Genomic DNA, 10633 nt, shown 5'->3' with positions numbered 1-10633 from the left:
CTGCGCCCGCGCCAACCTCTCCAAGGTGTCGCGCTCACCGGCGGTCAACGGCAACGGCGCTGCTGGTGCACTCATGAGACAAGGATACCGAACAACACCTTGATTATTTGCGAGACACACCACTAGGTCCCGATGGCCGGCCAGGGTGCTGCTGGCAATACCGAAAGTTTGGGCGGCCCAGGCGAATACGAGGGCGGCTCCATGGAGTTGGGCTTCCGGTACAACCTCTTGGTCGAAGTCTCCTTCGCAGAGGACCAGGAAGTGGCCGGTTGTGTCGTAGTCTGTCGCAGTATCGCCTGCAATCTTGGTGCTGCGCAGTTCGTAGATGTTGCCATTGCGGTCGACGCCGACGTGATACGCGATGTCGATCCATCCCAGCTGGTCTTGGTGGTAGCGCTGGTCCTTGCGCAAGTGGCCTGGGGCATTGCGGTTGTCGCTGAGGACCACGGCCTCGTGGTGCAGGGTCATGCGGGTGATGGTGTGCGGCCTACCGCCCCCGCGGGCGGGACGGGCGCCCCAGGCGTCCCGACACAACAGGACCCCCGAAGCTGCGGCTGGCGGGGCTATCGGCTGGGATGGTGGGGCCGCTCGAATTGGACTCGGGCCGGCCGCGGCCTTCGTGACAGATGTCGAGCACCCGCCGACGATGGTCGCCACGCCGGCTGCACCGACGAGCCCGAGAGCCCGGCGGCGGCTGACGCGCCCCTGGTAGCCGTCGTCCCGGAAGGGCGGGACGTTGTCCATGACGGACACCATAGAAGCTCAGTCGCCGATGGCGTTCGGCTTAGCGTTCTGTTCGCTCCCACGGCCAGGTCATCAGGGCCCACACGATGAGGATGAGTGCGGCCGCGGTCAGCAGATACACCGGCCAGGGGCCCAATACGTCCAGCAGGGATGCGGTCTGGGGTTTTCCGTTGAGGAAGCCGTAATTGGTTCCGGCGATGCTGTTGAACGTGAAGGTGGCGGCCGCCCAAACCACCGTGACTATCACTACGAAGCGGTAGCTGCGCCACGTGGGTCGCATCCTTCGACCCCACGTGAGATAGATGGCCGCCCAGACCACCAGCAGGTGAATCGCCCAGAAACCGAGGAACTGGTAGTTGGGGAAATCCGGGCTCTTCAGAACCGGTGAGATCAACGCCTGGGTGCTCAATGTGAGGCCCCAGTAGTAGGTCAGTGCGAAGGTCCAGGGTCGCTGCGACCACAACGCATAGGCCGCCGCGGCGGTCGCGAGATCGGTCAACCGAAGTGGTACCGACTCGCCGATGGTGGGCGGCATCAGTGAATAGACCAACACCACGACGTATATCGCGGCCGTCGCCGCCCCAAGCATGCGGCCCAGGCGCCGGGCTTGCGACTCGCGCGGAGCCAGATCGCGTCGGCGTTGGATGCGGCGCACGCCGAGGGTTTGATTCATCGCGACGTCAAGCCCCAAAACATCATCATCACACCGGGCGATTTCGCCTACCTGCTCGACTTCGGTATCGCCCAGGCCAAGGGCGACACCCATCTGACGATGGCCGGCTACCACATCGGCAGCCTCGACTACATGGCGCCCGAACGATTCAACGACCAGCCGACCACACCCGCCGCCGATGTCTATTCGCTAGCGGGCGTGCTGCACGAGGCGCTGACCGGGCGGACTCCCTTCCCGAGAAACAGCCTCGAGCAGGCCATGGCGGCCCACATTGCCTCGCCCCCGCCGCGCCCCAGCGCCATCAATCCGCGCCTGCCCGTTTCTTTCGATGACGTCATCGCGCGCGGCATGGCAAAAGAACCCGACGACCGCTACGGCAGCGCGGGCGCCCTGGGACGCGCCGCTCAACGCGCACTGAAAGGAAACGGGCATAACCCGTCTCAGGCCTATACGATGCCGGCCGCCAGCAATGCGGGTGTGAGCGGGCCTGCAACCGGTCCCACGGCTGTCGCGCCCGCGGAGGCGGTGCACGAACGCTCAGGGACATCGGTATTACTCACTGTTGTCGCAGTTGCATCGGCACTGCTGTTGGGAGCCATCGGCGTCGTCATCGGTATTCTCGTCACCCAAAGGTCTGAGCGTCCGAGTCCTGAGTCGACTGCCGCCTATCCCACACCGTCGACCTACACGGCTCCGGAAAACACCACTGACGAAACGTCGTCGCTGCCATCGACGCCCGCTTCCAGCACGGTGGAATCGGTACCGGCAGATCCCGAGGCGGCCGCCCTCCAATGGCTGCGGGAACGCGCAAGCTTAGACCGGCCGTTCGTCAGCACTCAACTTGCCGATTGGTGGGTGCCGCAACTCAGTTCCAAGCGCCCGGGAGTCGTCGACCAGGGTCTCGTGTGGGATAACGCAATGATCCGGCAAGAACACGTTGATCTGGGCGAGCGGTATCGGGATTCCGGAGTACAACTGCTGTGGTCGGGCGACTGGTCAACATTCTCCGGTTCGGATTACTGGGTCACCGTTGTAGGCATCACCTACTCCGACCCGTCCGGTGCCCTGGCATGGTGCAGAAGCAAACGGCTTGACAACGACCACTGCATCGCCAAGCTCATCAGCACCACGCACCCGGTCGAGGGAAGCACCGCCTACAACTGACCAGCGGGCACAGGAGCTTAGGGGGGTGCAGGTCGGAGCGCCGTGCCTGTAGCAGCCAGGGGTATCGTGCCACTTCGCGCTGTCGGTTCTTCGGCCTACGCTCGCGCTGACCGACGCTGCCAGGGATTGGAGCAAGCTAATTACTGATCAACTCGCGCCCGGCTTTGGAATCCGATGACCACGATCGCAACGCTGAACATCCGCCACGGTGGCGGGACAACCGGTCGTATTGACTTGCTCGTCAGCCGCATGCTCGGCTACAACGCCGACATGCTCGTCGTGCCCGAGTTCAAGGCGAACGACAAAGGCGATCGTCTCGAAAGCGCACTGCGGCAAGCCGGATACATGACCTCGCATCCTGGCTCCGACCCTGCGCACAATTCTGTGTTCATTGCCTCGCGTTGGGCTATCGAACGATCCTGGTCATTCTGCAAACACCTTGACGCCCGCCATCTTTGGTGTGCGAAAACCGGCGACCTGGTGATCTGCGGTGTGTACATGCCCCAGAAGACCGACAAGTTCGCGTACTGGGAATCGTTGATCGAACACGGCGGACGCAGTGGCGTTGACCTGTTTATCGGCGACTTCAACACCGGCAGCAATGATCTGGACAAGAATCCTAACGGCACCAAATTCTATGGGCCGGAGCTACCCGGCCGATTTATCGCTACCGGCTATGTCGATATATGGCGATCCCTACATCCAGAAGTCCGTGAATACTCCTGGTTCAGCGCGAATGCTGCAAACAACGGCTTCCGCATCGACCACGCCTACGCGCGTCCCGAACTAGCCCGACAAGTTACGTCGTGCGAATTTGACCACACCCCAAGACTGCTCAAAGAGACTGACCACTCGGCACTCATCGTATCGATGGCGGAAGACTAAGGCTTTGGTGTTTGTGTTGGATGGCCTGTCAATGGCCAACTCGAAGTAGCCACTGGTGGTCTGATAAAAGTCCCCACCCCGTGCGGTAGTTCTGGGGTTGGTTAGGGGTTCTCCTTTCGTCGGTGTGCGCTGGCCCGTCGAGTTCAGCACCCGTGCGGCGGCCACATGCGTGATGTCAATTCGGATTTGGCACGCGTTGTGCACAGCCTCGGCGCATCGACTTGACAAGCGCGCTGTCCACGTACTCGGTCACTTGTCGGTGGGCACAGGTAGCTTCTCTCAGCTAGCCACCGGTCGGTGTTGACACTGCAAACCCGCGTCGGCACCGACCAGATACAGAGGAAGCCGAAATGAGTACACACCGAAAACGCTGGTGGGCTCTGAGCCCGATACTCGCGATTGCCGTATTGGCGGTTGCCGTCGGTCTTGCCGCCCCCGCGCACGCCGATCCGACGCAGGACTATGTCTATTACTCAAACCTGCAGAACCTGGGGATGGTCATTTGGAATCCCCCCGCGATGCGGACGCAGGGCCTTGGCGCCTGCCAGGACATGGCCATCGGTACCAACTGGCGGATCACCATCACCAAATTGATGAACATCGGCTACACGTTCAACGAGGCGGCGATGATCCTGGCCGCCGCGACAGCGGCTTATTGCCCGTCGCTGGATCCACGTCTTCAGGACGTGCCGCCTGCGCCGGCGCGATCACCCCAGCAACTGGTTGCGATCACCTGATACGGGCAGCAAGAGCTGCCGCGTGTCACACCTGGGTGCGCACTCGGCTGACTAGTGACCGGATCCTGTCGGCGGCCGCTGCGATCTGCGCGGCCGGGTCAAGTGCCGACTCCTCATTGATAAACCTCAGCAGTTCCTCGCGGGCAATCGTCGAGACCGGCAATGCGCGTCTGGTGGCAATGCGCTCAAGTGCATCGAGTTCCTCGGAGTTCAGTCGCACCTGCAGTACCTTGCTGCGTGGGTGGCCGCGGGTGATCTTGATGTCGGACGGGACGGGCGTGTCCTGGTCGGCTTCGCCGGCCTCGGCGGCTGCGGCCTCTTCGGCGATCAAGTCACGGGTCTTCTTGCTGATGGCCATGTTCACTCGGCTCCCTCGTAGTAGCGGCGGTCTTTGGCGTTCGATCTCCAGGCGCTTGCGCCGGAACACCACGACGTTGGGATCATCCAGTACCTCGCTGGCTTGCTCGGGCGCGACACCGTGCATGGCAACGATGTACTCGGCTCGCTCTGATGCCGCCCAATCAACCGCCACCCTCAAAGTGCAATACAAATGTAAGACGAATACCACGGGAGACGCATTGACTTGCTGCCTACGCTGGCCGCTCTTCAGCGTCGAACGCCTCCTCGCCCGCACGAAGCATCCTTGTGGCGGTCATGGCGAGCCATGACAGAGGCCATCACCCCTCGGCCGACGAACAGCTACGTTTCGGCTCCTTCGGCCAACGACGTAATTACCGCTGGTGCTCACCCCACGGTCACTGATCAGACCCGGATGATCATCGTGTTGGCCGCGCCGTCGAGGGCCGCGAAGTCGTCGTCCTGGGTGATGACCGGTAATGCTCGCGATGCCGCGATGGCCGCGATCCACAGATCGTTAATCCGAACCCGCCGGCCGGTCTCGGCGAGGTAGATCCGCAACCGCGCCCACATTCGGGCCGCTTCGTCGTCGACTGGCAACATTTCCATATCCGCAATGGATTCCAATGTCGCGAGGCGTTGCGCCCGGATCTCGGAGGTCGTCGCGGCCAACACGCCGGCGTGCAGTTCGGCGAGTGTGACGACGGTTGTGGCGACCTCGTCGGGAATCTGGGCCTCGTCGAGTTGCCGGCCGCTTTCGGTCGCGATGAACACCGAGGTGTCGAGCACTCCGGTCGTCCGCCTGGCGCTCACCGGATCGGACCGAGATCCTCGGTCGTGTCGCCCGCGAGCGCCGCGAGGTCCTCGCGCAACCCGGGATCGGCTTGCGCGTGGCGCAATCGCGCCAGGAACTCTGCCTTGCTCAGCCAGCGCCGACGCTGGGGGCGAACCGCAGTAAGGACCGCGACGGGTCGGCCATTGACCGTGATCGTCACGTCCTGTCCTTCCCGCACGCGCCGCAGCACGCCCGCCGTATCGTTCCGCAACTCACGAGACGCCACTTCAGCCATGCTACGAGCGTAGCATATCCGTAGCGGATGCCGCCGGTGACGACCGCTGATAATCGGACCCGAGACATCGCCGATGACCTCGCAGCCCTCCGCTGCGCAATCGGCCATCCTGGACCTCTCTCGTTGCTGGTCGGCTGTTGAGTTTGCAGGAGTCATTCCGGTAACCACGAACCGCAAACGTGTGCGTTCACGGAAACAGGCCGCCGCGCTGGTTCTGTCAACGGGCTTGTTGGTTGGTCTCGGCGGCGATGTTCAACGTCATCAGCGTTGTTGACTGGGGGCCGTCCACCGAACTCCTCCGCAAGTTTGCGCAACAGCGCTTTTTCGTGAGGGGTTGGGTCATTAGTGCCAACCAGGTAGCCGGACTGCGGTTCCCCGGTGTCGCCGTCTGGGATGGCATCCAGATCAGCCAGCCAGCGCTCCGGAACCGTGTAACCGTGGTAATCCCGCATCGCCCGCTCAATGAACTGTCTGGTGGTCTCGGTCGGTCGCCGACGAATGGGCGGTTTGCATGGCTCAACCTGATCCAGCTTGGCGAGGTTGAAGTGGCCGGCCGAATCCACATACAGCACGTGATATTTCGGCGTCCATTGGGCACGAGCGCCGAGCGCCGGGCGAAGATGGCGAGGAGCGTGATGCCACAGCGTCAGTTCCAGGTTGTCGCCTTCGATGTCGACGCAGCCGTCGTCGTGAACGGCGGTCAGTTTCACCGTGATGATCGGTTGGTCGCCCTCGTGCGATTTCTTCGCCTGGATCCAGTGCATGGCGTGACCGGGCCCGTACGACCCGCAGGAACGATTGGCAGACATTGCAGGACTCCCGAAACATCGGGCCTCCGCCGCGGGAGGCGCTCTTGTCGAGCACCGGTTGGTGTCGACCGCTTCGTCATCCGAGCCACCCACGAGCGTGGGGTTGGCGTGCCGTCTAGTCGGAGCTTGGCGACGACATCTCGTGAAGCTGACAAAAGGTTAGCGCATCCGACCGACAAGTTGGTGCGCTTCGTCACCGGCAACCCACGACACCGCGGTCGTAGCGGCCGTTGAGCAGCGCGGACACTGTGGTCGACCGCCACAGCCAGCCTTTCGGAATGCGTTGGCCCGCCGAGTTCAGCATCCGCTGGCGTTGCGCCCACGGAGCTGTCGGCATAGACGACCCGTTTCGGGGATGCGGTCCTGCATGTGGAATGGCTACCGTGGCCGCGAAACCCAACGCTGCGGCATGAATACACAAGTGCGGCAAGAACTGTGATTCCCGCGGACGATTGGCCGCCCGGATACCGGGGTCATCGGCGTAGCGGTATCTGCCCGGTGTGAACCAGTCGATCGTGTAGCACTGAGACCGAGGCCCCGATCCGACAAGTTTATTCCGATTCAACCGGCGGCAGCGTCTCGAGCAGGCTGGGGAGCTCTTCCGTAACGGTGCGCCAGAGGATATCGAGGTTGATGTCGAAGTAGTGGTGGACGAGGCGGTCACGCATGCGGGCAGCTACGGCCCACGGGACATCGGGTGCGGCCGCGCGGAGCTCGGGGCTGATGTGTTTGGCGGCTTCGCCGACGATCTCGACAAGTTTGGTAACCGCGAGGCGCAAAAGCTCGTCGCTGTCGAGGTCGGCTCGCTGTCGCCCAGCACAGTAGCCAACTGCTTTGGATGCAGGCTCGGTGAGGTGCCGCAGGCGGATCTGGTCGTCAGGCCGCATAGAGCAGGCGTGCTGTCGCGGCCACGTCGTCACGGAAATAGGGGCTGAGGTCCTCGTACGTGCGCAACTCGACCTCTCGGCCCAGGACGGCTTCGAGCTCGAGCTCCATCTCAGCGAGCCGCAATAAACCAGGAGTTCGATCGGGAAGAAACTCAACCAGCATGTCGACGTCGCTGGATGGACCGAAGTCTTCGCGCAGCGCCGACCCATACAGTGCGAGTCGTCTGATCCCCCAACGCTTGGCAAAGCTGTCGAGGAAGGCATCCTCGATGCTCAGCCCGGACCTAAGTCTCACACTGCAATGATGCCGCAACGCCGCCTGGGCGGGGTGCGCAACAATCGCCTCTAAAACGACTTGCCACATATCGCAGGCGACAGCGAAGTCGTCGAGTCGGCACGTTGCCGTTCAACAGATCGCTGGTGTGGTATCGGACTGTCCGGTGATTGCCGCGAACGCCCCCAGCCGTCCAGCGCAGCGGAGATCAATTTCCGTCCCGCGCTGCGAGTGCGTGCATCGTTGTCCTCAACAAGATCGACGCCTGCGATCAACCGGGGCGCTACCAGGTGGTGCTCACCCGCCGTCGCGGTCGCCAGGTGCCAACCTTGGTCAACCACACGCAGCGTGAGGTTGCCCCGGGTGCTCGGAATCAGCGCATAGTCGCGCACCAACCGGTACCGCGCTTGGCTGGTGACATAGGCGTCCCCGGAGCCTCCGGCACCCAGTCCCAGACGGTAATCCGATGCAGCACTTACACCGGTCGCCACCACGCCGTCGCGACCGACCACGGCAGGGATGTCACGTTCACCCACCCGATAACGGGCGACGTCGTCGGCCCGGCGCGATAGCCACCGCTGCACCGTCTCGACACTGATATCGGTGTCGGCTAGTCGTCGCCGCAGGCGATAACGCTCGCTGGCGATCAGCCCGTCAGTCCTGCCGTCGATGAGAGCTGCTGTGGCCCAAGCGATGCGTGGCGACATCGACCGCCCTGTGGCATGTCCGGCGATGAGGGAAGCGTGGCGGTCCAGGCTGTCGGCGTCGATAAGCCACTGACTGCCCACCCGACGAGCGCGCAGCGCACCCGCATGGATCAGCGCGCGCACTCGCGACGGATGCACATTCAAGCGCTCCGCCGCTTCGCGAGTCGTCAGCTCCATATACACAAATATATCGTGTCCGACATAGTTGTGTATATGGCTGGCTGACTACTCCCCCAACCATCGGATTCCTCACCGGCATGCCTCGGCACTTCGGTCGTAACGGCCGTTGAGCAACGCGGACACCGTTGCCGGCTGCCACAGGCGGCCTTTCGGGGTGCGCTGGCCCGTCGAGTTCAGCACCCGCGCGGCGGCCACCTGCGTGACGCCGCAGCCATGCACGAGCCAACGCACGTAGCGCTTCAGCACCGGCTGACGCTGCGCCCACGGCGTCGTCGGCACCGGAAGCATCGGCGCTGAGGCCCTCTCGTTTCGAGGACCGACTTCGGTGACAGCACTCGGTGTGCGGGACTGCCGGGCACCCGCGGCAACCAGGGCCAATTCGATTTCGCGCCCAAGACTTTCGGCTCCCGCAGCCGCCAGAGCCGCGTGGTCGAGCTCGTCGACAACCTGCACTTCGCGTCGCAGCGCGAAGTCGATCTCGCTGAACCCGCCGGTGATCGGGCACGACTCGAGTTCCCGACCGACCCGAAGATTGAGGCCGTGGCGCTGCAGCAGCAGACTCAGCCGCCGCCAGTGCTGCTCACGCCCCAGATCCGGCCCCGCGAAAGGCACCCAGATGTCCATGCGGTCCGCGATCGCGCGGCCCAGCGCCGACACCACCGCATCGACGTGCGTCAGGTCGTCGTGCACTGCCGGCTCGCCCGGCGCGAACGAGTACGCGTCGGCGATGACGCATCCGTGCTGCGCCGCATGCTCGGACAAGTCGTCGCGGTGCTGCTGCACCGTCTCGTGGTCACCGAGCAGAATGACTCGAGACTGCGCCACGGAATGGTCCGGAAAACGCGCCATGGATACCTCCCGATCTCCGAAGCCTCCGCCGTGGAGGCGCTCTTACCGGCGCCGGTCGGTGCCGGTCGCTTCGTCATCCGAGCCACCCACGAGCGTGGGGTTGGCGCGCCGTCCAGTCGGAGCTTGCCGACGGCGTCTCATGAAGCCGAGCCAAAGATAGCGCGGGGCACCGACAACTTCGGTTGCTCAGCCAGGCAGCAGTGAGCGACCGGGTTCCGTATCTGCGAAAACCCTCAACCCGTCCAGATCCGAAGCGGTGTGCAGTCAGCAAGCCGGTCGAAGTCCTCGTCGGCATGCAGCAGCGGAGCACCGGTACGCACGCAGGGAGCGGCGATCAAACAGCCGAGCGTCTTACGGATGGTCACGCCGGCGCGCCGCGCTGCGCGATACAACTTGGCTGCGAGGACAAAATCATCAAGATCCTGCAGGCGAAGGATCGGGAAGGCGCGCAGATGCCGTTCCACCAGCGTTGCCTCTCGATCCGACCGCAGCCCCTGCAAAATTTCGGTGAGGACGACGTCGGTGAGCGCGATCGGTTCTCCTGATTCAATGAGCTCAACACAACGCTGGGCCTGCGGTGCGGGGGTGTCGTTCAGAACATCGATCCACACACTGGTGTCGACGACGATCACGAGCGGCCGCGACGACTGTCGGCCAGGTTGCCGTCCCAGTGCACCTTCCCGCGCAGATCGAGAATGCCGATCTGGCGATGCCGGGCGACGAGTTCACGCAGTGCCAGGTTCACCGTCTCGCGTTTCGTCCGGGTCCCGATCAGGCGCTGGGCCTCGCGCAATACGTCGTCATCGATGTCAATGTTCGTGCGCATACACATTACCTTACACCACCTGTTGTGTAAGATCATGTCATGCGAACGCAGATCACCCTTAACGACGAGGAGATCGAACTGCTGCATCGCGCCGCCAGGGCAAGTGGCGCGTCCCGGTCAGAGCTGATCCGTCGGGCGATTCGCTCCGCCTACGGAAACCGCAGCAAGGACGAGCGGGCGGCCGCATTGAAACGAGAAGACTTCTGCTCCGCGCTGATATCGCATACGACATCAAGTTCGGGAAGGTCCAATACCCAGGATTCGGATCAACAACGTTTAGGGTCTGAAGACACGGGTTGAGTCTGCAGTCTGGTACGCGAGACTGCGTTCAGGGCACGGGTTTTTGCGGGCAGGCTCAAGTGATCGCTGCAACACCTGATTCGTTCGAAAGGGTGTTGCCTCGTGGGTCGTCAGATTGGGTTCCGTAGTACTGGTGTGCATCTGGACGTCGAGTCGGCGGCGTCGGTGCAT

At 63.2% G+C, this 10633-nt stretch carries 14 protein-coding genes, 3 pseudogenes and 2 riboswitches; of the genes and pseudogenes, 4 read left to right on the top strand and 13 right to left on the bottom strand.

From position 1 onward, the window contains the following. Together ACRDTL_RS18105 and ACRDTL_RS18100 are read right to left on the bottom strand one after the other, a co-directional pair. On the bottom strand, positions 1 to 468 hold a 468-nt coding region (locus ACRDTL_RS18105; protein ID WP_431508074.1), incomplete at its 3' end, for an N-acetylmuramoyl-L-alanine amidase. A gap of 316 nt (positions 469 to 784) precedes the next feature. After that, positions 785 to 1360, bottom strand: a pseudogene (locus ACRDTL_RS18100) (TIGR02206 family membrane protein); the annotation flags it as partial. 9 nt (positions 1361 to 1369) lie between these two features. Here ACRDTL_RS18100 and ACRDTL_RS18095 point away from each other — a divergent pair. The 3 genes and pseudogenes from ACRDTL_RS18095 to ACRDTL_RS18085 all read left to right on the top strand — a co-directional run. Next, positions 1370 to 2581 (top strand): annotated as a pseudogene (locus ACRDTL_RS18095) (serine/threonine protein kinase); the annotation flags it as partial. A gap of 174 nt (positions 2582 to 2755) precedes the next feature. Further along, positions 2756 to 3466, top strand: a complete 711-nt coding sequence (locus tag ACRDTL_RS18090) for an endonuclease/exonuclease/phosphatase family protein (RefSeq protein WP_431508073.1) — start codon at positions 2756 to 2758, stop codon at positions 3464 to 3466. Between the two features lie 350 nt (positions 3467 to 3816). Continuing rightward, on the top strand, positions 3817 to 4203 hold the full coding sequence (locus ACRDTL_RS18085) for a DUF732 domain-containing protein (RefSeq protein ID WP_431508072.1): 387 nt from the start codon (positions 3817 to 3819) through the stop codon (positions 4201 to 4203). 25 nt (positions 4204 to 4228) lie between these two features. On the opposite strand, the gene ACRDTL_RS18080 is transcribed toward ACRDTL_RS18085, so the two are convergent. The 11 genes from ACRDTL_RS18080 to ACRDTL_RS18030 form a co-directional block, all read right to left on the bottom strand. After that, the gene (locus ACRDTL_RS18080; RefSeq protein WP_431508071.1) at positions 4229 to 4735 is read right to left on the bottom strand and encodes a hypothetical protein; all 507 of its coding nucleotides are present in this window, start codon (positions 4733 to 4735) and stop codon (positions 4229 to 4231) included. A 230-nt stretch (positions 4736 to 4965) separates the two neighbouring features. Continuing rightward, on the bottom strand, positions 4966 to 5373 hold the full coding sequence (locus ACRDTL_RS18075) for a type II toxin-antitoxin system VapC family toxin (RefSeq protein WP_431508070.1): 408 nt from the start codon (positions 5371 to 5373) through the stop codon (positions 4966 to 4968). Beyond that, the gene (locus ACRDTL_RS18070) at positions 5370 to 5630 is read right to left on the bottom strand and encodes a type II toxin-antitoxin system Phd/YefM family antitoxin (RefSeq protein ID WP_431508069.1); all 261 of its coding nucleotides are present in this window, start codon (positions 5628 to 5630) and stop codon (positions 5370 to 5372) included. Before ACRDTL_RS18070 ends, ACRDTL_RS18075 begins: the two co-directional genes overlap by 4 nt. A 152-nt stretch (positions 5631 to 5782) precedes the next feature. After that, complete coding sequence (locus ACRDTL_RS18065; RefSeq protein ID WP_431508068.1) at positions 5783 to 6394, bottom strand: hypothetical protein; 612 nt, start codon at positions 6392 to 6394, stop codon at positions 5783 to 5785. Positions 6395 to 6474: 80 nt separating this feature from the next. Beyond that, positions 6475 to 6587: riboswitch (SAM riboswitch) on the bottom strand. A gap of 45 nt (positions 6588 to 6632) precedes the next feature. After that, positions 6633 to 6776 carry a hypothetical protein gene (locus ACRDTL_RS18060; RefSeq protein WP_431508067.1) on the bottom strand — a complete coding sequence of 48 codons (144 nt, stop codon included), beginning with the start codon at positions 6774 to 6776 and terminating at the stop codon, positions 6633 to 6635. Between the two features lie 214 nt (positions 6777 to 6990). After that, positions 6991 to 7326: a HepT-like ribonuclease domain-containing protein gene (locus ACRDTL_RS18055; RefSeq protein WP_431508066.1), complete on the bottom strand. Its 336-nt coding sequence runs from the start codon at positions 7324 to 7326 to the stop codon at positions 6991 to 6993. Then, on the bottom strand, positions 7316 to 7621 hold the full coding sequence (locus ACRDTL_RS18050; RefSeq protein WP_431508065.1) for a nucleotidyltransferase family protein: 306 nt from the start codon (positions 7619 to 7621) through the stop codon (positions 7316 to 7318). The genes ACRDTL_RS18055 and ACRDTL_RS18050 overlap by 11 nt, the downstream gene beginning before the upstream one ends. 50 nt (positions 7622 to 7671) lie before the next feature. Continuing rightward, positions 7672 to 8484, bottom strand: a complete 813-nt coding sequence (locus ACRDTL_RS18045) for a helix-turn-helix domain-containing protein (protein WP_431508064.1) — start codon at positions 8482 to 8484, stop codon at positions 7672 to 7674. A gap of 72 nt (positions 8485 to 8556) precedes the next feature. Beyond that, entirely contained in the window at positions 8557 to 9336 is a 780-nt protein-coding gene (locus ACRDTL_RS18040; RefSeq protein ID WP_431508063.1) for a hypothetical protein, read from the bottom strand. 33 nt (positions 9337 to 9369) lie between these two features. Next, positions 9370 to 9481: riboswitch (SAM riboswitch) on the bottom strand. Positions 9482 to 9569: 88 nt separating this feature from the next. After that, complete coding sequence (vapC, locus tag ACRDTL_RS18035; RefSeq protein ID WP_431508062.1) at positions 9570 to 9968, bottom strand: type II toxin-antitoxin system VapC family toxin; 399 nt, start codon at positions 9966 to 9968, stop codon at positions 9570 to 9572. Further along, on the bottom strand, positions 9965 to 10162 hold the full coding sequence (locus tag ACRDTL_RS18030; protein WP_431508061.1) for a type II toxin-antitoxin system VapB family antitoxin: 198 nt from the start codon (positions 10160 to 10162) through the stop codon (positions 9965 to 9967). Before ACRDTL_RS18030 ends, vapC begins: the two co-directional genes overlap by 4 nt. A gap of 39 nt (positions 10163 to 10201) precedes the next feature. Between ACRDTL_RS18030 and ACRDTL_RS18025 the strand changes: the two are divergent. Further along, a pseudogene (locus ACRDTL_RS18025) lies at positions 10202 to 10351 on the top strand (CopG family transcriptional regulator); the annotation flags it as partial. Positions 10352 to 10633 lie beyond the last annotated feature (282 nt).

The sequence above is a fragment of the Mycobacterium sp. genome, assembly GCF_050700595.1.
GTDB lineage: Bacteria > Actinomycetota > Actinomycetes > Mycobacteriales > Mycobacteriaceae > Mycobacterium.
The sequence above is the reverse complement of the archived record's forward strand: the minus strand, read 5'-3'. Positions and strand labels throughout refer to the sequence as shown.

What these genes read in the sequence shown, in the direction of transcription:
- ACRDTL_RS18085 (WP_431508072.1), top strand. Translation starts at nt 3,817, where the DNA reads ATGAGTACACACCGAAAACGCTGGTGGGCTCTGAGCCCGATACTCGCG.
- ACRDTL_RS18065 (WP_431508068.1), bottom strand. Translation starts at nt 6,394, where the DNA reads ATGCACTGGATCCAGGCGAAGAAATCGCACGAGGGCGACCAACCGATC.
- ACRDTL_RS18070 (WP_431508069.1), bottom strand. Translation starts at nt 5,630, where the DNA reads ATGGCTGAAGTGGCGTCTCGTGAGTTGCGGAACGATACGGCGGGCGTG.
- ACRDTL_RS18045 (WP_431508064.1), bottom strand. Translation starts at nt 8,484, where the DNA reads ATGGAGCTGACGACTCGCGAAGCGGCGGAGCGCTTGAATGTGCATCCG.
- ACRDTL_RS18055 (WP_431508066.1), bottom strand. Translation starts at nt 7,326, where the DNA reads ATGCGGCCTGACGACCAGATCCGCCTGCGGCACCTCACCGAGCCTGCA.
- ACRDTL_RS18090 (WP_431508073.1), top strand. Translation starts at nt 2,756, where the DNA reads ATGACCACGATCGCAACGCTGAACATCCGCCACGGTGGCGGGACAACC.
- ACRDTL_RS18060 (WP_431508067.1), bottom strand. Translation starts at nt 6,776, where the DNA reads ATGCCGACAGCTCCGTGGGCGCAACGCCAGCGGATGCTGAACTCGGCG.
- ACRDTL_RS18030 (WP_431508061.1), bottom strand. Translation starts at nt 10,162, where the DNA reads ATGCGCACGAACATTGACATCGATGACGACGTATTGCGCGAGGCCCAG.
- ACRDTL_RS18040 (WP_431508063.1), bottom strand. Translation starts at nt 9,336, where the DNA reads ATGGCGCGTTTTCCGGACCATTCCGTGGCGCAGTCTCGAGTCATTCTG.